At 71.1% G+C, this 21306-nt stretch carries 23 protein-coding genes and 1 riboswitch; of the genes, 12 read left to right on the top strand and 11 right to left on the bottom strand.

The annotated features are described in order from the left end of the window. From ACWCRB_RS41155 to ACWCRB_RS41165, 3 genes are all read right to left on the bottom strand, one after another. Window positions 1-310: DUF3040 domain-containing protein (locus ACWCRB_RS41155; protein ID WP_451000950.1), on the bottom strand; the 310-nt coding region annotated here is incomplete at its 3' end. A gap of 275 nt (window positions 311-585) precedes the next feature. Beyond that, entirely contained in the window at window positions 586-1356 is a 771-nt protein-coding gene (locus ACWCRB_RS41160; RefSeq protein WP_451000951.1) for a methyltransferase, read from the bottom strand. A gap of 276 nt (window positions 1357-1632) precedes the next feature. Further along, the gene (locus ACWCRB_RS41165) at window positions 1633-2208 is read right to left on the bottom strand and encodes an SAV_6107 family HEPN domain-containing protein (protein WP_451000952.1); all 576 of its coding nucleotides are present in this window, start codon (window positions 2206-2208) and stop codon (window positions 1633-1635) included. Between the two features lie 205 nt (window positions 2209-2413). On the opposite strand from ACWCRB_RS41165, the gene ACWCRB_RS41170 reads away from it, so the two are divergent. From ACWCRB_RS41170 to ACWCRB_RS41190, 5 genes are all read left to right on the top strand, one after another. Continuing rightward, complete coding sequence (locus ACWCRB_RS41170; RefSeq protein ID WP_451000969.1) at window positions 2414-3151, top strand: ATP-binding cassette domain-containing protein; 738 nt, start codon at window positions 2414-2416, stop codon at window positions 3149-3151. Beyond that, complete coding sequence (locus tag ACWCRB_RS41175) at window positions 3123-5207, top strand: YhgE/Pip family protein (RefSeq protein WP_451000953.1); 2085 nt, start codon at window positions 3123-3125, stop codon at window positions 5205-5207. Before ACWCRB_RS41170 ends, ACWCRB_RS41175 begins: the two co-directional genes overlap by 29 nt. Before the next feature lie 44 nt (window positions 5208-5251). Further along, the gene (locus tag ACWCRB_RS41180; RefSeq protein WP_451000954.1) at window positions 5252-5881 is read left to right on the top strand and encodes a TetR/AcrR family transcriptional regulator; all 630 of its coding nucleotides are present in this window, start codon (window positions 5252-5254) and stop codon (window positions 5879-5881) included. A gap of 404 nt (window positions 5882-6285) precedes the next feature. Then, window positions 6286-6888 (top strand): DUF4126 domain-containing protein, encoded by a 603-nt coding sequence (locus ACWCRB_RS41185; RefSeq protein WP_451000955.1) that lies wholly within the window; start codon window positions 6286-6288, stop codon window positions 6886-6888. A 10-nt stretch (window positions 6889-6898) separates the two neighbouring features. Next, window positions 6899-8410, top strand: coding sequence for a phytoene desaturase family protein (locus ACWCRB_RS41190; protein ID WP_451000956.1), 1512 nt, complete (start codon window positions 6899-6901; stop codon window positions 8408-8410). Window positions 8411-8443: 33 nt separating this feature from the next. On the opposite strand, the gene ACWCRB_RS41195 is transcribed toward ACWCRB_RS41190, so the two are convergent. From ACWCRB_RS41195 to ACWCRB_RS41220, 6 genes are all read right to left on the bottom strand, one after another. Next, window positions 8444-9508 carry an SCO2102 family sporulation regulator gene (locus ACWCRB_RS41195; RefSeq protein WP_451000957.1) on the bottom strand — a complete coding sequence of 355 codons (1065 nt, stop codon included), beginning with the start codon at window positions 9506-9508 and terminating at the stop codon, window positions 8444-8446. 56 nt (window positions 9509-9564) lie between these two features. Further along, window positions 9565-10488 (bottom strand): methylenetetrahydrofolate reductase [NAD(P)H], encoded by a 924-nt coding sequence (gene metF / locus ACWCRB_RS41200; RefSeq protein WP_369035384.1) that lies wholly within the window; start codon window positions 10486-10488, stop codon window positions 9565-9567. A 105-nt stretch (window positions 10489-10593) separates the two neighbouring features. Continuing rightward, on the bottom strand, window positions 10594-11280 hold the full coding sequence (gene thiE, locus ACWCRB_RS41205; protein WP_451000958.1) for a thiamine phosphate synthase: 687 nt from the start codon (window positions 11278-11280) through the stop codon (window positions 10594-10596). A 102-nt stretch (window positions 11281-11382) separates the two neighbouring features. Further along, complete coding sequence (locus ACWCRB_RS41210; protein WP_369035382.1) at window positions 11383-11754, bottom strand: Rv2175c family DNA-binding protein; 372 nt, start codon at window positions 11752-11754, stop codon at window positions 11383-11385. 96 nt (window positions 11755-11850) lie between these two features. Next, complete coding sequence (locus ACWCRB_RS41215; protein WP_451000959.1) at window positions 11851-13089, bottom strand: NAD(P)/FAD-dependent oxidoreductase; 1239 nt, start codon at window positions 13087-13089, stop codon at window positions 11851-11853. Window positions 13090-13141: 52 nt separating this feature from the next. After that, entirely contained in the window at window positions 13142-13495 is a 354-nt protein-coding gene (locus ACWCRB_RS41220) for a hypothetical protein (RefSeq protein WP_451000960.1), read from the bottom strand. A 51-nt stretch (window positions 13496-13546) separates the two neighbouring features. Continuing rightward, window positions 13547-13658, top strand: a riboswitch (TPP riboswitch). Here ACWCRB_RS41220 and thiO point away from each other — a divergent pair. The 6 genes from thiO to ACWCRB_RS41250 all read left to right on the top strand — a co-directional run bounded on the left by thiO (window position 13656) and on the right by ACWCRB_RS41250 (window position 19531). Further along, window positions 13656-14828, top strand: coding sequence for a glycine oxidase ThiO (thiO, locus tag ACWCRB_RS41225; RefSeq protein WP_451000961.1), 1173 nt, complete (start codon window positions 13656-13658; stop codon window positions 14826-14828). It overlaps the preceding riboswitch by 3 nt. Beyond that, a complete protein-coding gene (gene thiS, locus ACWCRB_RS41230; RefSeq protein WP_451000962.1) occupies window positions 14825-15025 on the top strand; it encodes a sulfur carrier protein ThiS in 201 nt (66 codons plus the stop codon). Before thiO ends, thiS begins: the two co-directional genes overlap by 4 nt. Window positions 15026-15028: 3 nt before the next feature. Further along, on the top strand, window positions 15029-15823 hold the full coding sequence (locus tag ACWCRB_RS41235; RefSeq protein ID WP_451000963.1) for a thiazole synthase: 795 nt from the start codon (window positions 15029-15031) through the stop codon (window positions 15821-15823). Between the two features lie 230 nt (window positions 15824-16053). Continuing rightward, window positions 16054-18033: a Stk1 family PASTA domain-containing Ser/Thr kinase gene (gene pknB / locus ACWCRB_RS41240; protein WP_451000964.1), complete on the top strand. Its 1980-nt coding sequence runs from the start codon at window positions 16054-16056 to the stop codon at window positions 18031-18033. Between the two features lie 67 nt (window positions 18034-18100). After that, window positions 18101-18973, top strand: a complete 873-nt coding sequence (locus tag ACWCRB_RS41245) for a deoxyribonuclease IV (protein ID WP_451000965.1) — start codon at window positions 18101-18103, stop codon at window positions 18971-18973. 69 nt (window positions 18974-19042) lie between these two features. Continuing rightward, complete coding sequence (locus ACWCRB_RS41250) at window positions 19043-19531, top strand: DUF4396 domain-containing protein (protein ID WP_451000966.1); 489 nt, start codon at window positions 19043-19045, stop codon at window positions 19529-19531. A 15-nt stretch (window positions 19532-19546) separates the two neighbouring features. Here ACWCRB_RS41250 and ACWCRB_RS41255 read toward each other — a convergent pair whose 3' ends face one another. Beyond that, on the bottom strand, window positions 19547-20194 hold the full coding sequence (locus ACWCRB_RS41255; RefSeq protein ID WP_451000967.1) for a sulfite oxidase-like oxidoreductase: 648 nt from the start codon (window positions 20192-20194) through the stop codon (window positions 19547-19549). A gap of 197 nt (window positions 20195-20391) precedes the next feature. Here ACWCRB_RS41255 and bfr point away from each other — a divergent pair, with 197 nt between their 5' ends. Then, entirely contained in the window at window positions 20392-20871 is a 480-nt protein-coding gene (bfr, locus tag ACWCRB_RS41260) for a bacterioferritin (protein WP_369035373.1), read from the top strand. On the opposite strand, the gene ACWCRB_RS41265 is transcribed toward bfr, so the two are convergent. Continuing rightward, a complete protein-coding gene (locus ACWCRB_RS41265) occupies window positions 20868-21101 on the bottom strand; it encodes a (2Fe-2S)-binding protein (protein WP_451000968.1) in 234 nt (77 codons plus the stop codon). The genes bfr and ACWCRB_RS41265 overlap by 4 nt on opposite strands. Window positions 21102-21306 lie beyond the last annotated feature (205 nt).

Genomic DNA, 21306 nt, shown 5'->3' on the forward strand with positions numbered 1-21306 from the left:
GGCCTGGGCGTCCGGCTTGTGGACGCCCGCCCAGCTCGGCCGCGCACAGGACCGACTCGAACCGGTCGCGGACGCCGAGCACGCGCGGCTTGCGGAACCCCACCACGCTGACCCAAATCTGCTGTGCGACCATTCCGGCCATGAGGAGCGCGATACCCACGAGGAATCCAGCGACCGCCTGATACACCCGTCGCCGGGTGTACGTGCGCAGCCCGCTTCCCTCAAGCGCTGTCGCGAACTTGGGGTCTTCGGCGTACAGCGCTCGCTCCATCTGCTCAAGCATTCGCTGCTCGTGCTCCGAGAGCGGCACGGAGTCCTCCTCATCGTGCAGTCGCCGGGGCGACCGGGGGTCCCCTTCAGGATAGGCAGGGAATCGCCCCCGTGAAACCCGCCCCTCTACGCCAATTGGCAACCGGAATCCGCCATGGCCGTCCCGGTTCGCTGAAGCGTTCATTCCCCAGCAACCGGCCCGTCATGCCGAGCGGTCTCCCTCGATCATACGGCTCCGGGCGCCCGATCGGGGGGCCTGTGGCGTACTCCATGTGCGGCCGCGCCCCTGATCAGCGGTCCGCCGCCGGAGGGGGCTCAGAGCTCGGCGGCACCCGGCGTCTCGCCGAGCACGTGAAGCTGCGTGGCCACGGAGTGAAAGGCGGCCTGCTCGGCCGCCGCGGCCTCCAGTTTCAGCAGGGCGTCCAGGGCTCCAGGCTCGGTGTCCACGAGGACGCCGGGCACCAGGTCGGCGAAGATCCGCACACCGTGCACGGCACCCACGCTCAGGCCCGCGCCCTCGACGAGCGCGGTGAGCTGTTCGGCGGTGAAACGGTGGGGTACGGGGTCACCCTCGCCCCAGCGGCCGTTCGGGTCGTCGAGCGCCCGCATGGCCTCCTTGAAGTGCCCGGCGAGGGCCCGCGCGAGCACGGCGCCGCCGAGGCCCGCGGCGAGCAGGCTGAGGACGCCCTCGGAGCGCAGAGCCGCCACCACGTTGCGGACGCCCTCGGCGGGGTCGTCCACGTACTCCAGGACGCCGTGGCAGAGCACCGCGTCGTAGCCGCCGCGCTCGACGACGTCGAAGAGGCCGTGGGCGTCGCCCTGGACGCCCCGGACGCGGTCGGCGACGCCGGCCTCGGCGGCCCGGCGCTCCAGTGCGAAGAGCGCGTTGGGGCTGGGGTCGACGACGGTGACACGGTGGCCGAGGCGGGCGACGGGCACCGCGAAGTTGCCGCTGCCGCCTCCGGTGTCGAGGACGTCCAGCGACTCGCGCCCCGTGGTTTTGACCTGCCGTTCCAGGGCGTCCTGAAGGACGTCCCAGACCACGGCTGTACGGAGAGAAGCGCGGGGGCGCATCGGGTCCGACACGGCAGTTGACTCCTCGGCGCGGCACCGCCGCTTGTGCGGCGGAGCGAACGGGGCGCCTTCCCGGCCCCGGTGGGCTGCGGAAAGGCTGCGGCTTCCCCACCTTATTGCCTCCGGTGACATACCCGGCCATCCGTCTCAGCCCGCGTCCGGGACGCCCCGGTCCCCTGCCTGTGCGGGGCCCGGCTCCGGGCGTGCGTCGGCGTCGCGGCGGGCTGTGGCAGCACGGGCTGGAGGACGAGCATCCACTCGACATCGCCTCCGGTGACATACCCCGTCTCAACCTGCGTCGGGGACGCCCCGGTCCCCGTCCTGTCGGCGTCCGGGCTCCGGGGGCATCTCCGGGTCCTGGCGGGGCTGTGGAAGCACCGGCTGGAGGACGAGCATCCGCTCGACGAGGCGCAGGAACATCGCCACGTCGCGTATCAGGTCGTCGGCGTCGCGGTTGCTGGCCGCGCCTTGGATGCCCGCCTCGGCGCGGGCGCGGCGGCGGGCGCCGGAGGCGAACAGCACGCTCCACTCGGCGAGTTCGGGCGCTATCTCGGGGAGCACCTCCCAGGCGCTGCGGATGCGTGCGCGGCGCCTGGAGGTGGGTTCGGGGCGGCCCCGGGCGGCGAGCACCGCGGCGGCGGTGCGCAGGGCGGCGAGGTGGGCGGTGGCGTACCGCTCGTTCGCGGTCTCCAGGACGGCGGCCTCGTCGAGTCCGGCGCGGGCCTGGGCGAGCAGGTCGAGGGCGGCGGGCGGGGCCGTGGCCCGGCGGAGCACGGGGTGCACGTCGCCCGCCGGTCCGGTCAGTGAGGGGGCAGGGCCGGGGGCGCGGCGCCGACGGGCGGCGGCTGCGTTCGAGCTGGCCATGACGAACCTCCTGTCGTCTGTGTGACGGCACGTCCCGACGGGAGGTGCCGTATGTGCCCATCGTGAGGTATGCCACTGACAATCCGTTCTGACCTGGTCTTTTGCTTCGATCGAAGGTTCGAGTTAGTTTTTGCACTGACCAGTCAGTGCAAAAATATCGGTACAGAAAATTGGGGGAGCTGTGGACGGTCCGCACGGGCTCGGGATGGCCACCCGGGGCTTCGGGCTCAAGGGGCCTCGCGGCTGGGCGTTCCGTGAGGTGTGCCTCGACGCGGCGCCCGGCTCGCTGATCGCGGTGGAGGGGCCGTCCGGATCCGGGCGCACCTGCCTCCTGCTCGCGCTCACGGGCCGGATGAGGGCCACCGAGGGGTCGGCCACGGTCGGGCACTGGAGCCTGCCCAAGCAGCTGGCGGCGGTGCGTCGTGCGAGCGCGCTCGCACACGTCCCCGGTGTCACCGACCTCGACCCCGCCCTCACGGTCGGCGAGCACCTGCGGGAACGGGCGCTGCTGGAGCGCCGGTTCGGCGGTTCCCTGCGGGGGCTGCTGCGGCCACGTGCGGAACGGGCGGGCGAGGCGAGGCTGCGCGTGGACACCGCGCTGACGGCCGCCGGTCTCGACCGCGAGGCCCTGCCCAAGGGCTCCCGGACCGCCGTACGCGATCTGGAGCGGCTGGAGGCGCTGCGGCTGTCCGTGGCGCTGGCCCTGGTCGGCGGGCCGGGGCTGCTGGGGGTGGACGACGCCGATCTGAAGCTGTCGGCCGCCGAACGGGCCGAAGTGTGGGCGCTGTTGCGGTCCCTCGCCGAGGCCGGGACGACCGTCGTGGCGGTGTGCAGCGAGGCTCCCGAGGGGGCGGTCGTGGTGTCGACGGCGCCCCAGGGGAAGCCGACGGAGACTCATGGGAAGGAGACGGTGGATGCGCTCCCCGCGACTGGCCGCGCTTGAGCTGAGGCGTTTCGGCCGGGGCAGGCTCCCGCGCGCGGCCCTTGCCTCGCTCCTGCTGCTGCCGCTGCTGTACGGCGCCCTGTACCTGTGGTCCTTCTGGGATCCGTACGGCAGGCTCGACCGGATACCCGTGGCGCTCGTGAACGACGACAAGGGTGCGAGCGTCGCCGGGAAGAAGCTCGCCGCCGGTGCCGACATCGTCAAGGGGCTGCGCGACAGTGACACCTTCGAGTGGCACGAGGTGAGCGCGGCCGAGGCCCGGGAGGGCGTCGAGGACGGCACGTACTACCTGTCGCTGACCATGCCGGTCGACTTCAGCAAGCGGATCGCGTCCAGTTCGGGCGACTCCCCGGAGACGGGCGCGCTCCAGGTGCGGACGAACGACGCCAACAACTACATCGTCGGGCAGATCTCCCGGACGGTGTTCGGCGAGGTGCGTACGGCCGCCTCCACGAAGGCGTCGCGGTCGTTCCTGGACCGGATCTTCGTCTCGTTCTCCGACATCCACGGGGAGACCGTGAAGGCCGCCGAGGGCGCCGACACGCTCACGGGTGGAATCGACAAGGCCGAGCAGGGGTCCAAGGATCTCGCCGACGGGCTGAAGGACGCCGAGGCGGGCAGCGGCAAGCTGGTCACGGGGCTGAAGAGGCTCGACACCGGCGCGGGCGATCTGGCCGACGGTTCACGGCAGGTCGCGGCGGGCACGCAGACGCTCGCCGACAGGGTCCACGGGGTCTCGGACCGGCTGGGGCCCTTCCTCAGGGACAACGAGAAGACCATTGGGGACACCGCTCGGCTGGTCGCCGACTCGGCCGGTACGGTCCGGCGCAACCTCGGCACCCTGGTGAAGGCCGCCCCGGCCGCCGCCAAGGGCGCCCACGCGGCCTCCGACACCCTGGACGGGGTCTACAGGGCGCGCTGCGAGACCGCGGTGCTGCCCGATGCCGCGTGCGCCGACCTGAAGAAGGCCCGGCAGGCGGCGTCGGACGTGGCGACGGTCGCCGACGACGTCAACACGCTGATCGCCGACCAGAACGGCGATCTGGACAGACTCGACCAGCATCTCGCCACCCTCCAGAAGCAGGCCCAGGCGCTCGCCGACCGCGCCCCGCGCCTCTCCGAGGACCTCGACGACGCCGTCCGCAAGGTCGACGAGCTGAACGAGGGGGCCGCACAGGTCGCCGCGGGAGCAAAGAAACTGCACACCGGGCTCTCCACCGCCAAGGCCGGCGCGGTCGCCCTGGACACGGGCGTCGGCGACCTCAAGGCGGGCGCGGACACGCTCTCCGGAGGCATGTTCAAGCTCGTCGACGGCTCCGGGAAGCTCGCCGGCGGACTGCACGACGGCGCCGCGCAGATCCCCGACTACGACCGCCAGGACCGCGACGCGCGCACCGAGGTGATGTCCGACCCGGTCCGACTCGCCTCCCAGGACCTGCACAAGGCGCCCAACTACGGCACCGGGTTCGCCCCGTACTTCATCCCGCTGTCCCTGTGGGTGGGGGCGATGGTCGCCTACATGCTGATCCCGCCGCTCAACCGGCGGGCGCTCGCCGCGGGGGCCTCGGCCTGGCGGATCACGCTGGCGGGCTGGCTGCCGGTGGCCGCCCTGGGCGTGCTCCAGACCGTGGCCCTGATGTCCGTACTGCACTGGGCGATCGGCCTGGAGATGGTGCGTGCGGCCGGGACGGTGGGCTTCCTGTTCCTGGTCACGGCGTGTTTCGCGGCGATCGTCCAATGGCTGAACGCGCGCTTCGGAGCGGCGGGCCGGATTCTCGTACTCGCCTTCCTGATGCTCCAGTTGACGTCGGCGGGCGGCACCTATCCCGTGCAGACCAGCCCCGACTTCTTCAACGCGATCCATCCCCTCATGCCGATGAGCCACGTCGTCGAGGCCCTGCGCAGGCTCATCACGGGCGGTGGGCTCGGCCCCGTGTGGCAGGCGTGTGCGGTGCTGGCCGCGTTCACGGCGGGCGCCCTCGCGCTGACCGCCGTGTCGGCCCGGCGCAGGCAGGTGTGGACCCTGGACCGGCTGCACCCGGAGTTGAGCCTGTGACGTCTCGTCAGCGTGGGCCCGGTGTTCCTGTGAGAATCAGGGACATGGAACGCAGCAGCACCCCGTCGGGCGGCAGTACACGCCGCGAGGCCACCCGGCAGAAGCTCTACGAGGCCGCCGTCACGCTCATCGCCGAACAGGGCTTCTCCGCCACCACGGTGGACGAGATCGCCGAGCGGGCCGGGGTCGCCAAGGGCACGGTCTACTACAACTTCGCGAGCAAGTCCGTCCTCTTCGAGGAGTTGCTGCGGCACGGCGTGGAACTCCTCACGGCCTCCCTACGGGAGGCGGCGGAGCAGACCGAGCGGGACGGCGGCACCAAGGTCGACGCCCTGGACGCGATGATCCGGGCCGGGCTGGTCTTCATCAGCCGCTACCCGTCCTTCACCCAGCTCTACGTGGCCGAGCTGTGGCGCACCAACCGGAGCTGGCAGTCGACCCTGATGGTGGTCAGACAGCAGGCGGTGGCGGTCGTCGAGGGCGTCCTGCGCGAGGGGGTGGCGGGCGGCGAGCTGAGCGACGAGATCGACGTCCCGCTGACCGCGGCGGCCCTGGTCGGCATGGTTTTGGTCGCCGCCCTGGACTGGCAGTCCTTCCAGCCGGAACGCTCCCTGGACGACGTCCACTCGGCGCTGTCCCGGCTGCTCCAGGGGCGGGTGGGCGGCAACCGCTGAGCGAGCGGGTCGGGCACATCGGGTCTGGGCGCACAGGAAAGCGCCGGTCCGATGTGGCCGCGTCCCCCGCGGGCCACCTCGAACCGGCGCTTCCTTCCTGCTCCCCCGTTTTCCCCGTTCCCCCGTGTTCCCCCGTTGGCCCCCGTGCGGTCGCTTCCCCGGGTCCCCCGGTGTCTCGCTCCCGCCGACGGATCGGCGGAAGGAGCGGTCCAGGGCGCCGGCACCGTTCCGCCGCCCCGTGTCGGCGGTTCCGGAGCCGTGCCCTTTTCCGTGTCTCCACTCTCTCGTTCCCGCAGGTCGCGGCCCATCCGTGCGCGTACTCATCTCTTCCCCTAGGTACGTGTACTCAGCACTGCGCACTCAGCCCCAGGACGCGCCGTTGCCGACTGGTTACGATCGCGGGCGTGTCGGTACTCCCTTTGGTCTTCACGAGTGGCTGGGCCAGCGGCATCAACGCGTACGCGGTGGTGCTGCTGCTCGGCGTCTTCGGCGCGACCGGGCTGACGGACGAGGTCCCCGAGTCGCTGCAACGGCCCGAGGTGCTCGTCGCGGCGGGCGTGCTGTTCCTGTGCGAGGCGGTCGCCGACAAGATCCCGTACGTCGACTCGATGTGGGACGCGGCGCACACCGTGATCCGGCCGGTCTCCGGGGCCGTCGTCGGGGCGCTGCTGGCCGGGCAGAGTGGTTCGCTGTCCGATCTGACGGCGGGCGCGATCGGCGGTTCGACGGCGCTGGCCAGCCACGCGGTCAAGGCCGGGACGCGGATGGCGGTCAACACCTCGCCGGAGCCCTTCAGCAACGTGATCGTGAGCTTCGCCGAGGATCTCGGGGTCGGCGGCATCGTGACGTTCGCGATGTTCAACCCGGAGGCGGCGGCGGTCATCGCGGGCACGCTGCTGCTCGCCGGGCTGGTCGTGCTGTTCTTCCTGGTCTCCCGGATCAGACGGTTCCTGCGGCGCCGGGCCCAACGCCGCGAGGAGAGACGGCTTGTCAGTGGGGGCGGATAAAGTCCCTGGCATGGCACAAGTTGCGGTGATCGGCGCCGGGATGGGCGCGATGGCGGCCGCTGCCCGGCTGGCCGTCGCGGGCCACCGGGTGGCGGTGTACGAGCGTGGGGAGACGTACGGCGGAGCGGTGCGCCGCTTCGAGCGCGACGGCTTCTCCTTCGACACGGGTCCGGGGCTGTTCACCCTGCCCGCGGTCTACCGCGACCTGTTCGTCAAGACCGGCAAGCAGCCTCTGGAGGACTGCGTCGAGCTGGTCCAGGTCGACCCGTCCTCGCGGCACGTCTTCCCGGACGGCACGGCGGTCTCCTTGCCGAACGCGTCCCGCGCGGGCGTCGTCCAGGCCCTGGACGCGGCTCTGGGGGCCGGGACGGGCGACCGCTGGGGCAGCTTCCTGGTCAGGGCGCGCGATGCCTGGGACCGCACCCGCAGACCGCTCCTGGAGGAGCCCCTGTGGGACGAGTGGCATGTCCTGGGCGGGCGCGAGCCCTATCCGGCGGTCCCTCAGAAGCGGCTGCTGCGCAGCACCCGCAGGGCCGGCACGCTCGCCGAGGTCGGCGCCTGGGAGCTGCGCGACCCGCGTCTGGCCGCCCTCCTGGAGAGCCACGCCCTGGAGTTCGGCCTCGATCCCCGGGACACCCCGGCGAGCGCGGCCGTGCTGCCGTACATGGAGCACGCCTTCGGCACCTGGTATGTCCGGGGCGGCGTCCGGGAGTTGGCGCGTGCCGTGTACGAGCGGTGCGTGGACCGGCGGGTCGAGTTCGTCTTCGGCGCCGAGGTCACGGGCATCGTCGAGAAGGACGGCCGGGCGGCGGGGGTCGTTCTGGCCGACGGCACGGTGACGGAGGCGGACCATGTCGTCGCGGGCGTGGACCCCGTACGGCTGAGGGGGCTGACGGAGCATGTGCTCGACGAGGAGGGCGATGTGATGTCCGACACGTCGACGCCGTCGCCGGGCACGTTCACCGTGCTGCTGGCCCTGCGCGGGGCCTGTGAGGCGGGTACGGCACATCGCACGGTCGTGCACACGCCCGGCCGCGAGGCCGAGTTGGACTGGGTCGGCGGGGAGGGACACGGCCCGGTGACCCCCACCGTCACCGTGCTGCGGCCCGACGATCCCGCGCTGCAGCCCGACGCGGAGCACGAGTCCGTGGTCCTGACGGCGGTGGCACCGCCCAAGGGCGACTGGGCGGCGGACGGTTCTGCGGAACGCTTCGCGGACCTGATGATCGACGCGGCCGGGACGGCCGTCCCCGGGCTGCGCGAACGCGTCCTGTGGCGGGAGATACTGACACCCGGCCGGAGCGCGGACGAGACGGGCGCCTTCCTCGGGGGCGTTCCGGCGCCGTCCCTCGCCAGCGGGAAGGGCGACTTCCTGCATCCCGCCAACAGCACCCGGCTGCCGGGGCTGTACCGCGTGGGCGGCTGGTCGCACCCGGGAGGCGGGCTTCCGCACGCGGGGATGTCGGGCGCGCTGGTGGCGGGGCTGATCGTGGAGGGACCGGACTTCATGGGCTCGCAGTGAGCCCATGAACACGCCCCGGCAGGGCAGCCGTCCTCAGAAGCGGTACTGCTGCTCGTCGTAACCGTTGCCGTGCGTCTGCCCGTTGCCGTTGCCCTGGCCGTCGCCGTTGTCCTGGTAGTACTGCTGCTCCGGCGGGAGTTCACCGCCGAACGGGTCGTCGGTGTTGCGCTGCTGCGGGACCCAGACGCCGTTCCCCGGAGTCTCGCCGTAGCCGCCGTTGCCGTACTGGTCCTGGGTGTAGCCCTGCTGGCCGTACTGCTGCTGGTCGTAGCCGGCGTCGTACGAGGTGCCGCCGTAGCCCTGGCCGATGTACGGGTCGGAGTAGGCGGCGTACTGCTGCTGGCCCGAGGCGTCGTAGCCGTACTGCTGCTGGTCGTAGCCCGTGTAGCCGTCGTACCCGTAGTTCTGGTCGGTGCCCTGGGCCGCCGTCGCGTACGACTGGTCCTGGCCCGCGCCCGCGTAGGACTGGTCCTGGCCGGTCGCCGCCGCGTAGGCCGCGTCGCTGTATATGCCGTACGAGCCGGTGTCGTCGGGGAGGGGCTGCGGTTCGTAGACGGCCGCGCTGTCGGCGGCCATGGGCCGGCCGGATCGGGCGGGGGTGAAGACGTCGTCCCGGTCGTAGTCGCGGTCGAAGTCCCCGCTCTGGCGGTACGTTCCGGCACCGGTGTCGTAGGCGTCGTTCCCGAAGCCGCCGGCAGAGGTGTCGGGGAAGTCCGCGTCGGCGCCCTTGCCCGGTCCGTACGCGCCCTCGGACGCCTCGAGGTCGGAGACCTCCAGGCTCGGGTCCTTGTACTCCCCCTCGCCACGGTCCTTGCCCTTGCCGAAGCGGGCGAGGAAGCCCGGGCGGCCCGCGACGGCCCAGCCGGCCGAGAAGCCGCTGCGGAACGACAGCGTGACGTAGGTCTGCCCGACCGCGAAGGCCGCGGCGCCCAGGCCGATGACCGGCACCGACGGGATGAGCACGCCGAGGACCACGCCGAGGAAGCCGACGAAGGCCAGCAGTCGCCAGCGCAGCCGCGCCTTGTACTGCAACAGCACTTCGCCGAGCAGCCACAGCGCGACGACGCCGAACGCGATGTAGAGGACCGTCCAGCCCATGTACGCCCCTCTCCCAGTGACCGCTACGCAGTGTGTCGTACGCCGGTGCGGCCGGTCTAGGCCCGCTGTGGGTGGTGCAGACCCAGGTTCTCGTAGATTTCCAGCGATGCCGTGGAGTTGTTCAGCGTAATGAAGTGCAGTCCGGGGATTCCCTCGGCCAGCAGTCGCGCGCAGAACTCCGTGGCGAACTCGATGCCAATGGAGCGTACAGCCGCCGCGTCGTCTTTGGCTGTGAGGATCCGCTCTTTCAGAGCCGAGGGGATCGCCGCGTTGCTGAGCTGCGGCAACCGCTCCAGCATCCGCACGCTGGTCACGGGCATGACCTCGGGGATGACCGGGGTCGGACAACCCGCCGCCGCGACCGCGTCACGCAGCCGCAGATACGACTCCGGGTGGAAGAACATCTGGGTGATCGCGTAGTCGGCGCCGGCCCGGCACTTGTCGACGAAGTGCGTGACGTCCGTGTCCCGGTCCGGGGAGCGCGGGTGCGTCTCGGGGAAGGCCGCGACACCTACGCAGAAGTCGCCCGACTCCTTGATGAGGCGCACGAGTTCGGCTGCGTACGTCAGACCGCTCGGGTGCGGTACCCACTCGCCCATCGGGTCGCCGGGCGGGTCGCCGCGCACGGCCAGGATGTTACGGATGCCCGCGTCCGCGTACTGGCCGATGATGTTGCGCAGTTCGGCGATGGAGTGGTTGACCGCGGTGAGGTGGGCGACCGGGGTGAGCGTCGTGTCGGAGACGATCTGCTGGGTCTCCTTGACCGTGCCCGCGCGCGTCGACCCGCCGGCGCCGTACGTCACGGACACGAAGTCCGGGGCAACCGCCTCGACCCTCCTGAGCGCGTTCCACAGGTTCCGTTCGCCCTTGGGTGTTTTCGGCGCCGAGAACTCGAAGGAGAACGTGGTCTTGCCGGAGGCGAGCATGTCACGCACAGTGCGTGCGTGGTCAGTCCTGGTGGACGCGGTTCCGAGGGCCATACCCGAAGGTTAGTCAGGGGGCGGCGGTCCCCCAACCGGATGGCGGAAATTTGCCCCGGATTGTCGGCTTGTTGTCCACCCCTCGGACACCCTCGCGACGAACGCCTACGCCGAACGCAGACGCTTGGCGAACTCCGCCGCCGCCGCGCCCGGGTCGTCCGCCTCGGTGATCGCCCGTACGACGACGACCCGGCGGGCGCCCGCCTCCAGCACCTCGTCCAGATTGCCGAGGTCGATGCCGCCGATGGCGAACCAGGGGCGTTCGGTGCTTAGCCCGGCCGTGTACCGGACCAGGTCGAGGCCGGGGGCGTGGCGGCCCGGTTTGGTGGGGGTCGGCCAGCAGGGGCCCGTGCAGAAGTAGTCGACGCCCTCCTGGACGGCGGCTGCCGCGGCCTCGGACTCGGCGTGCGTGGAGCGGCCTATGAGCACGTCCGGGCCCAGGATCGCGCGGGCCGCCGGGACGGGCAGGTCGCCCTGGCCGAGGTGCAGTACGTCGGCACGGGCGGCGTGGGCGACGTCCGCGCGGTCGTTCACCGCGAGGAGCCTGCCGTGCCGGGCGCAGGCGTCGGCGAAGACCTGGAGGTGGTCCAGTTCCTCGGCGGCCTCCATGCCCTTGTCGCGCAGTTGCACGATGTCGACCCCAGCGGCCAGGACGGTGTCCAGGAACTCGGCGAGGTCGCCCTGACGTCGGCGGGCGTCGGTACAGAGGTAGACCCGGGCATCGGCGAGCCGGGCGCGGGCGGTGCCGGTGTCGGCGGTCGCCCCGGGCACGGTGTCGGTCGTCTCGCGCATACGTGTGTCCCCCCATGGGCGCGCCCATGGGGGTGTTCTCCCTGGGCGCGCCCCTGTGTGGCGGCGTGCGGACCCTGCCCGCGCGCCGAACGGCTGGTCTGATCAGACGGCGAGCGCCTGGGCGCGGCGCTTCACCTCCGTGCCGCGATTCTCGCTGAGGGCCTGCGCGGGGGTGCCGGGCAGGCTGGGGTCGGGAGTGAAGAGCCACTCCAGCATCTCTTCGTCGGAGAAGCCGTCGTCCCGCAGGAGCGTCAGGGTGCCGGTGAGGCCCTTGACGACCTTCTGCTCGGTCCCGTCGATGAAGGCGGCGGGGACGTGCAGCGCGCGGTTCTCACCACGGCGTACGGCGATCACTTGGCCCTCCTTGACCAGCTGCCGGACGCGTGTCACCTCGATGTCGAGGATTTCCGCGATGTCGGGCAGCGTGAGCCAGGCGGGGACGAGAGCATCGATCTTTGCGTCAATCTCGGTCACGGGACAAGCCTGCCATCCCGCACTGACAGTCGGAAGCCGGACCCCTCCGACCTGCGCCGTTACCGTGGCGCCGAGGCCGTGTCGAGCCGCGCCGCCCTATGCCGTGGCCGCCTTCATCGGCCGGGACGGGTCCCTCAGCGCCTCGGCGTCCATGAGAGCGCCCGCCTCGATCAGGCGGCGACCCTGGGCCAGGTCCCGAGGGCGGCCCACGGCCAGCAGGGCGACCAGGCGGCCCTCCAGCAGCCAGCAGACCGTCCAGGCGGGGCCGGCCGGGTCGCCGCGCCACAGGGTGGTGTCGGCGGAGCCGTGGTCGCCGATGTACTGGACGAAGCGGCCGAACTGCTCCGACCAGAAGTACGGGACCGGGTCGTAGACCTCCGGGGACTCCCCGATGATGTTCGCGGCGACCGTACGGGGGCCCTGGAGGGCGTTGTCCCAGTGGTGGACCAGCAGGCGCCGGCCGTACCTTCCCGAAGGGAAGGAGGCGCAGTCGCCGACCGCGTAGACGTCCGCCGCGGAGGTGCGCAGATGGTCGTCGGCGACGACCTCCCGGTGCTCCCCCAGGACGATCCCCGAGTCCGCCAGCCAGGCCGTGGCCGGGCGGGCCCCGATGCCGACGACGACGGCACCGGCGGGCAGCCGCGAACCGTCGTCGAGCACCACCGCGCCGGGCTCGACGCGGGCCACGCGCGCGTGGGTGCGCAGCGAGGCGCCGCTGTCGGCGTACCAGGCGGCCATCGGCGCGGCCACCTCGGCGGGCAGGGCGCCCACGAGCGGCCGGTCGGCGGCCTCGACGACGGTGACCGCGCAGCCCGCCTCGCGCGCGGCAGTGGCGAACTCGGCGCCGATCCAGCCGGCCCCGACGACCACGATGTCGTGCTGGCGCGCGAGGACGGGCCGCAGCCGCTCGGCGTCGTCGAGGGTGCGCAGCAGATGCACTCCGGGTACCCCCTCGGTGCCCGGCAGCCGGATCGGTTCGGCGCCGGTGGCGAGGACCAGGGCGTCGTACGGCACGGGCCCGTCGGCGGTGTCCAGCTCGTGTGGGCCGGGGCGGACGCCCAGCACCTCGCGCCCGAGCAGCAGTTCGATGCCGAGTGCCTCGAAGTCGACGTCGAAGGCGGAGCCCTCGGCCTTGCCGAGCAGCACAGCCTTGGACAGGGGCGGCCGGTCGTACGGCTGATGGGGTTCGGCGCCGATGAGGGTGACAGTGCCGCTGAACCCCTGCTCGCGCAGGGCCACCGAGGTCTGCACCCCGGCCATGCCCGCGCCCACGACGACCACGCGCCGCGGCTGCGACACACCCCGCGTGCCCTGTGCCTGCGTCTGCTCGCTCACCCGATCACCATAGACAACTGACAAATTGTCAGTCAGTGGGCGCGTCAGTGACCTACTCCACACCCGCCTGCTCGACCTGCTCCACCACACTCGTCCCGCTGCCCGTTTGCGACTCCCACTCCCAGGTCTCCGCCAACCGCAGCCGCCCGTCCGGCAGTTCGAGCACCTCGGAGACACAGTGGCCCGAGGACGTCGTCCCGTCCCGCTTCAGCTGCACGTACCGGAAGTCGAGACGGTCACCCTCCCGCGTCCCCACGAGTTGGCCGCGTACGACGTCGCCGCCCGCGTACTCGGCCCAGATCTCGCCGTCCTTCTCGTGGTACGTGAAGCGGGTTCGCGTGCCGACCTGGCCCGGTGCCTGGTCTTCGACCGGGGCGAGGACGAGACCGTCGAGCGAGCGGGGCATGGGCGGAGGCTCCCTTACACGTGCGGTGCACTGCGGGCTAGGGTGGCCAGCGTAAGCACTCGCGGGAGCCCGGACGGACCGGGCTGAGAGGGAGGCTGGCGGCCTCCGACCGTACGAACCTGATCCGGGTCATGCCGGCGAAGGGAGGGGCTGGACGCCCATGTCGCGTACACACACCTCGGACGTCGTTGTCGTCGGAGGCGGGATCATCGGGCTGGTGACGGCCTGGCGGGCCGCACAGCGCGGGCTCGCCACGACCGTCGTGGATCCCGCGCCGGGCGGCGGGGCCGCTCAGGTGGCGGCCGGGATGCTGGCCGCCGTCACGGAACTGCACCACGGCGAACAGACCCTGCTGGGGCTGAACCTGGAGTCGGCCCGCCGCTATCCGGACTTCGTGGCCGAGCTGACCGAACTGACCGGCCGCGACCTCGGCTACCGCCGCTGCGGCACGCTCGCCGTCGCGCTCGACGCCGACGACCGCGCCGAACTGCGCGAACTGCACGCCCTGCAACGGCGGTCGGGCCTGGAGTCGGAGTGGCTCTCGGGGCGCGAGTGCCGGCGCCTGGAGCCGATGCTCGCGCCGGGCGTGCGCGGGGGGCTGCGGGTGGACGGCGATCACCAGATCGATCCGCGGCGGCTGGCCGGGGCGCTGGTGGAGGCGTGCGAGCGGGCCGGGGTGGTGCTGCGCCGGACGTGGGCCGAGCGGCTCGACGTACGGCGGGGGCGCGCCGTGTCGGTCCTGGACTCCGACGGCGACGAGCTGGCCGCCGGGTCGATCGTGCTGGCCGGGGGCAGCCTCAGCGGGCGGCTCGCGGGGGTCCCCGAGGCCGTGCTGCCGCCCGTACGGCCCGTCAAGGGTCAGGTGGTCCGGATGACCGTGCCGGAGCGGTACGCGCCGTTTCTGAGCCGCACCGTGCGGGCCGTGGTGCGCGGCAGCCAGGTCTATCTGGTGCCGCGCGAGAACGGCGAGCTGGTCGTCGGGGCGACGAGCGAGGAGCTGGGCTGGGACACGACGGTCACGGCGGGCGGGGTGTACGAGCTGCTGCGCGACGCCCATGAACTCGTCCCCGGGATCACCGAGTTGCCGCTGACGGAGACCCGGGCCGGACTGCGTCCCGGGTCCCCCGACAACGCGCCGCTGCTCGGGCCGACCGCGCTGGAGGGGCTGCTGCTGGCCACGGGCCACTACCGCAACGGTGTGCTGCTGACGCCGGTCACCGGTGATGCGCTGGCGCACGCGCTGGTCACCGGTGAGCTGCCGGACGAGGCGCGGGCCTTCACGCCCCGGCGGTTCGACGCCGTACGTATGGAACGTATGGAGCAGCTCGTATGAATGTTCTGGTCAACGGACGGCTGCGCGAGGTCTCCCCCGGTACCGCGCTCGACGTTCTGGTGAAGTCCCTCACCGCGGCGCCCTCCGGAGTGGCCGCCGCGCTCAACGAAACCGTCGTCCCGCGCGCGCGGTGGTCGTCGACCCGCCTCTCCGAGGGAGACCGCGTCGAAGTCCTCACCGCCGTCCAAGGAGGCTGACCCATGGCCGACGATCCCTTTGTCCTCGGTGGTACGTCCTTCACGTCCCGGCTGATCATGGGTACGGGGGGTGCGCCCAGCCTCGATGTGCTGGAGCGGGCGCTGGTGGCCTCCGGCACGGAGCTGACGACGGTCGCGATGCGGCGCGTCGATCCCTCGGTGCACGGGTCTGTGCTGTCGGTGCTGGAGCGGCTCGGCATCCAGGTGCTGCCCAACACCGCGGGGTGTTTCACCGCCGGGGAGGCCGTGCTGACGGCACGGCTGGCCCGGGAGGCGCTCGGTACGGATGTCGTGAAGCTGGAGGTCATCGCCGACGAGCGGACGCTGCTGCCGGATCCGGTCGAGTTGCTGGACGCGGCGGAGGTGTTGGTGGAGGACGGGTTCACTGTGCTGCCGTACACGAACGACGATCCTGTGCTGGCTCGTAAGTTGGAGGACGTGGGGTGTGCGGCGGTCATGCCGCTCGGGTCGCCGATCGGGTCGGGGCTGGGGATTCGCAACCCGCACAACTTTCAGCTGATCGTGGAGCACGCGCGTGTGCCGGTGATTCTGGATGCGGGGGCCGGGACTGCGTCCGATGTTGCTTTGGCGATGGAGTTGGGGTGTGCGGGGGTGATGTTGGCGTCGGCTGTTACCCGGGCGCAGGATCCTGTGCTGATGGCGGAGGGGATGCGGTACGGGGTTTCTGCGGGGCGGTTGGCCTACCTGGCGGGGCGGATTCCTCGGCGTCACTTTGCTTCGGCATCGTCTCCTGTTGCTGGGCTTGCCTCGTTGGATCCTGAGCGGCCTGCTTTTTAGGTGCCCTGGGTTTCACCCCCCTTGATTTCCCGCCCGCACCACCCGTTTCCAGCCCGTTAACCAGTGGACCTCTCCTGTGGGGGGTTCTCGCCATCGGCGGCTGCGGGTGCGGTTCGGCGGCAGTCTGCTGCTCTCCGCTCGTGCGATCTGCGTCACAGGTCGGCTTCAGTCCCGCTGCTTTCCTGGGTGAAACCGTGGGCTTGTCAGTGTCTGCTCGTACACTCACCTGCGTGGATACGACCCTTCAGGACCCTCTCGTCGGGCAGGTGCTCGACGGCCGCTATCGCGTGGACGCGCGGATCGCGGTCGGCGGGATGGCCACGGTCTACCGGGCCGTGGACACCCGTCTCGACCGCGTGCTCGCCCTCAAGGTGATGCATCCGGGGCTCGCGGCCGACGTGTCCTTCGTCGAGCGGTTCATCCGGGAAGCGAAGTCCGTGGCCCGGCTCGCGCACCCCAACGTCGTACAGGTCTTCGACCAGGGCGCCGACGGGTCGTACGTCTATCTCGCCATGGAGTACATCGCCGGGTGCACCCTGCGTGACGTCCTGCGCGAGCGCGGCGCGCTCCAGCCGAGGGCCGCGCTCGACATCCTGGAGCCCGTGCTCGCCGCGCTCGGCGCCGCGCACCGGGCCGGGTTCGTGCACCGCGACATGAAGCCCGAGAACGTCCTGATAGGGGACGACGGGCGGGTCAAGGTCGCCGACTTCGGGCTCGTGCGCGCCGTGGACACGGTGACGAACACGACCGGTGCCGTCATGGGCACCGTCTCCTATCTCGCGCCCGAGCAGATCGAGAGCGGCACCACCGACCCCCGGGTCGATGTGTACGCCTGCGGCATCGTCCTCTACGAGATGCTGACCGGCGACCAGCCGCACTACGGCGACTCCCCCGCGCTGGTGCTCTACAAGCACCTCCACGAGGACGTGCCGCCGCCGTCGGCCCTCGTACCGGGGCTTGCCTTCGAGCTGGACGAACTGGTCGCCCTGGCCACCGCGCGGAACGCCGACATCCGCCCGTACGACGCCGTGGCGCTGCTCGCGCAGGTCCTGGAGACGCGCGGCTCGCTCGACGCCGAGCAGCTGGACGCCGTACCGCCGCAGGCCGTCGCCTCGGGGCACGACAACGCCGAGGATCTGACGAGCGTCATCCCGCGCGCGGTGTCGGCGCAGCGGGCCCTGAACGTACAGCGGCCTCTGCCCGTCAACGAGGACGAACCGCCCGTCGACGAGCGGCGGTTCAACCGGACGAGCCGACTGGAGTCCGTGGCCACCGCTCCCCCGGCGTCCGCCCCGCCCTCCCGGCGGGCCGCCCGGAGCCCGAAACGGCGTGCGCCGCTCGCCATCCTCGTCGCCCTGCTGCTGGTCCTCGGTGTGGGCGCGGGCGTCTGGTACATCAACTCCGGGCAGTTCACCCAGGTCCCGGCGGTGCTGGCGCAGACCCAGGCACAGGCTGAGGATCGGCTGGCGGACGCCGGGCTCGACCTCGGGAAGGTCGACAAGGCCTACAGCGACACCGTGGAGCGTGGCACCGTCATCAGCACCGACCCTGACGTCGGCGCCCGCATACGGAACAACGACTCCGTGGACCTCACCGTCTCCCTGGGGCCGGAGACCGTGCCGGTGCCCCAGCTCGCGGGCTACCGCCTCGACAAGGCCAGGGCGCAGTTGAAGCGCGTCGGCCTGGAGGCCGGCCGGGTCGCCCGGGAGTTCAGCGAGGAGGTGCCACAGGGTTCCGTGATCAGCACCACCCCGGATCCCGGCACCGAGCGGCGCGCGGGTTCCGCGGTCGCCCTCGTCGTGAGCAAGGGCAGCCCGGTGGAGGTCGCCGACGTCACCGGCGCGACCCTCGCCGACGCGCAGGCCGAGCTGGAGGAGGCCGGGCTCAAGGTCGAGGTCGCCACCGGAACCGTCACCTCGGACGAGTTCGAGGCGGGGCAGGTCGCCGTCCAGTCACCCGAGGGCGGCACCGAGGCGGCCGAGGGCGACACGGTCACGCTGACGATCTCCAAGGGCCCCGAGATGATCGAGGTCCCGGATGTCGTGGGCGACAGCGTCGCCGACGCCAAGGAGGCCCTGGAAGGGGCCGGGTTCCAGGTCGACGAGGACCGGGGGCTGCTCGGGCTCTTCGGCGACACCGTGAAGAAGCAGTCCGTGAAGGGCGGCAAGACCGCCGCCAAGGGATCGACCATCACCATCACGATCCGCTGACCCCGGAGGCCGGCGGATCGTGACATCCGCCGACGGGAGGCGCCGCGTCGCGTGACACCCTGAGAGAGTGACCAGCAAGCAGCTCCGCAACCCCGTCGGCGGCCATGTTCCCGTGGCCGGCGGTCTCCACTCCGTCGGCCTGTCCTACGCCCGTGACCTCCTGGCCGAGACCGTCCAGGTCTTCGTCGCCAACCCGCGCGGCTGGGCGACGCCCGTCGGCAGTCCCCGCCAGGACGAGGAGTTCCGCGCGGCCTGCGCCGAGGCGTCGATCCCGGCGTACGTCCATGCCCCGTACCTGATCAACTTCGGCTCGCACACCGAGGCGACCGTCGAGCGGTCCGTGGAGTCGCTGCGGCACTCGCTGCGGCGCGGGCGGGAGATCGGCGCGCTGGGCGTCGTGGTGCACACCGGGAGCGCGACCGGCGGGCGGGAGCGGTCCGTGGCCCTCCAGCAGGTCCGGGAGCATCTGCTGCCGCTGCTCGACGAGCTGACCCACGACGACGACCCGTTCCTCCTCCTGGAGTCGACCGCCGGGCAGGGCTCCTCCCTCTGCTCGCGCACCTGGGACTTCGGGCCGTACTTCGACGCGCTCGACGCCCATCCGAAGCTCGGCGTCTGTCTCGACACCTGCCACATCTTCGCGGCCGGGCACGATCTGACCGGGCCCAGCGGGATGCACCAGACCCTCGACCTGCTCGTCGACACGGTCGGCGAGGGGCGGCTGAAGCTGATCCACGCCAACGACTCCAAGGACGTGGTCGGCGCCCACAAGGACCGGCACGAGAACATCGGCGCCGGCCACATCGGCGAGGACCCGTTCCGCGCGCTGATGACCCACCCCGCGACCGAGGGCGTACCGCTGATCATCGAGACACCCGGCGGCAAGGAAGGGCACGCGGCGGACGTGGAACGGCTGAAGAAGCTCCGGGAATACCCCTAGGGGGTATACGGTTGGTGGGTGCAGGACGAGGCCCACGACACCGTGAGACCGTGACACCCGGGGGTTCCCATGGAGCACGAGACACACGCACAGCAGCAGCACTCACACCACCACGCACCGGCCGCCACCTGGGCCGTGGCGGTCCAGGCCACCTTGCACTGCCTCACCGGCTGCGCCATCGGCGAGGTGCTCGGCATGGTCATCGGCACGGCCTTCGGCTGGGGAAATGTACCGACACTGATCCTGGCGATCACCCTCGCGTTCTTCTTCGGGTACGCGCTCACCCTGCGCGGCGTCCTGAAGGCGGGCGTCGGATTCCGCACGGCCGTCCGGGTCGCGCTCGCCGCCGACACCCTCTCCATCGCCGTGATGGAGCTGGTCGACAACGGCGTGATCACGCTGTGGCCGGGCGCGATGGACGCCGAGCTGGGCGATGCGCTGTTCTGGGGCGCGCTGGCGATCTCACTGGTCGTCGCCTTCGTGATCACCACGCCGGTCAACAAGTGGACGATCGGCCGCGGCAAGGGCCACGCGGTGGTGCACCAGTACCACCACTGACCAGGACCACGGGAGTCAGAGCTCGGGGCCGTCCCCGGGCTCCTCCTGGTACGAGTAGCGCTGCTCGCGCCATGGGTCGCCGACGTTGTGATAGCCGCGCTCCTCCCAGAAGCCACGGCGGTCGGCGGTCATGTACTCGACCCCGCGCACCCACTTGGGGCCCTTCCAGGCGTACAGATGGGGCACCACCAGGCGGAGCGGGAAGCCGTGTTCCGCGGTGAGGAGTTCGCCGTCCTTGTGGGTGGCGAAGATCGTGCCGTCGGACGCGAAATCGGCCAGCCGGAGGTTCGAGCTGAAGCCGTATTCGGCCCAGACCATGACGTGCGTGACCTCGGGCGCCGGCGGCGCGGCCTCGAGAATCGTCCGGGCCGGAATTCCGCCCCACTCGGCGCCGAGCATGCTGAACTTCGTGACGCAGTGCAGATCGGCCACGACGGAGCTGTACGGCAGGGCCGTGAACTCCTCGTGGTTCCAGCAGTGCTTCTCGCCGTCGGCGGTGGCTCCGAAGACCCTGAACTCCCAGCGCTCGGAGCGGAATTTGGGCACCGGGCCGTAATGGGTGACCGGCCAGCCGCGTTGCACTCGCTGCCCCGGCGGCAATTCGGGCTGCGCCGCACCTCCTGAATCGCGCTCTCCCGATTCACGTTCCACCGGCTGACCCATGACTCCATCCTGACAGACCAGGCAGAGTGCGCATGACCAGGCCTGTCCAGACATGCATGGATTCCAACAAGTCCGGATAACTTGGACTAAGCATGCCCTAACTTACTAAGTACGCACTTACTGGACGATCTTCGATGGCGGTGCAATCATTCGGCGGCAACCTCCCTAGTTCCCCCGCTTTGGAAGGAGCCTCTGCAATGCAGGGCGACCCCGAGGTCATCGAATTTCTCAACGAGCAGCTGACCGCCGAACTCACGGCGATCAACCAGTACTTCCTGCACGCGAAGATGCAGGAGAACTTCGGCTGGACGAAGCTCGCGAAGTACACGCGACACGAGTCGATCGACGAGATGAAGCACGCGGAGGTGCTCACCGACCGGATCCTGTTCCTGGAGGGCCTGCCGAACTACCAGCGGCTCTTCCATGTGCGGGTGGGACAGACCCTCACGGAGATGTTCCAGGCCGACCGGCAGGTCGAGGTGGAGGCGATCGACCGCCTCAAGCGCGGTATCGAGGTCATGCGCGGCAAGGGCGACATCACGTCCGCGAACATCTTCGAGTCGATCCTCGCCGACGAGGAGCACCACATCGACTATCTGGACACCCAGCTGGAACTGGTGGAGAAGCTCGGCGAGGCGCTCTACATCGCGCAGCTGATCGAGCAGCCGGAGAGCTAAGCAGCTTCGTCGAGCTGTTCGGCCAGGACCGGCTGGCCCTCGTCCACGAGTCCACGGGTCGGGGTCGGGCACGCGCCCCTGCCCAGCAGCGCCTGGATGCGTCGCACGCACGAGCCGCAGTCCGTGCCCGCCTTGCAGGCCGAGGCGATCTGACGGGGGGTGCAGGCACCGTCCGCCGCGTGCTTCTTCACTTGCGCCTCGGTCACTCCGAAGCAGTTGCAGACGTACACGCGGGTCCACCTCCCGACGGGAATACAAAGGTTGTGCCGTCCCGAAGATCGGTGAGGCTAACCTAACCTTACCCGGCCCATAGAAGGCTTAAAAGTGGCGTGGGGGCGGGGGCGGCGTGGTGTTAGCGGCCCCCCGCCACATAAATGATTTAACACTAAAGCGAGAGTTTTTAGAGGACTGGCGGGGTTGGTGGGGCGCGGGGGC

The sequence above is a fragment of the Streptomyces sp. NPDC002156 genome (assembly GCF_053593675.1).

Coding starts and splice junctions, on each gene's coding strand:
- ACWCRB_RS41165 (WP_451000952.1), bottom strand. CDS start 2,208: ATGGCCAGCTCGAACGCAGCCGCCGCCCGTCGGCGCCGCGCCCCCGGC.
- ACWCRB_RS41170 (WP_451000969.1), top strand. CDS start 2,414: ATGGCCACCCGGGGCTTCGGGCTCAAGGGGCCTCGCGGCTGGGCGTTC.
- ACWCRB_RS41175 (WP_451000953.1), top strand. CDS start 3,123: ATGCGCTCCCCGCGACTGGCCGCGCTTGAGCTGAGGCGTTTCGGCCGG.
- ACWCRB_RS41180 (WP_451000954.1), top strand. CDS start 5,252: ATGGAACGCAGCAGCACCCCGTCGGGCGGCAGTACACGCCGCGAGGCC.
- ACWCRB_RS41190 (WP_451000956.1), top strand. CDS start 6,899: ATGGCACAAGTTGCGGTGATCGGCGCCGGGATGGGCGCGATGGCGGCC.
- ACWCRB_RS41195 (WP_451000957.1), bottom strand. CDS start 9,508: ATGGGCTGGACGGTCCTCTACATCGCGTTCGGCGTCGTCGCGCTGTGG.
- metF (WP_369035384.1), bottom strand. CDS start 10,488: ATGGCCCTCGGAACCGCGTCCACCAGGACTGACCACGCACGCACTGTG.
- thiE (WP_451000958.1), bottom strand. CDS start 11,280: ATGCGCGAGACGACCGACACCGTGCCCGGGGCGACCGCCGACACCGGC.
- ACWCRB_RS41220 (WP_451000960.1), bottom strand. CDS start 13,495: ATGCCCCGCTCGCTCGACGGTCTCGTCCTCGCCCCGGTCGAAGACCAG.
- thiO (WP_451000961.1), top strand. CDS start 13,656: ATGTCGCGTACACACACCTCGGACGTCGTTGTCGTCGGAGGCGGGATC.
- thiS (WP_451000962.1), top strand. CDS start 14,825: ATGAATGTTCTGGTCAACGGACGGCTGCGCGAGGTCTCCCCCGGTACC.
- ACWCRB_RS41235 (WP_451000963.1), top strand. CDS start 15,029: ATGGCCGACGATCCCTTTGTCCTCGGTGGTACGTCCTTCACGTCCCGG.
- ACWCRB_RS41250 (WP_451000966.1), top strand. CDS start 19,043: ATGGAGCACGAGACACACGCACAGCAGCAGCACTCACACCACCACGCA.
- ACWCRB_RS41255 (WP_451000967.1), bottom strand. CDS start 20,194: ATGGGTCAGCCGGTGGAACGTGAATCGGGAGAGCGCGATTCAGGAGGT.
- bfr (WP_369035373.1), top strand. CDS start 20,392: ATGCAGGGCGACCCCGAGGTCATCGAATTTCTCAACGAGCAGCTGACC.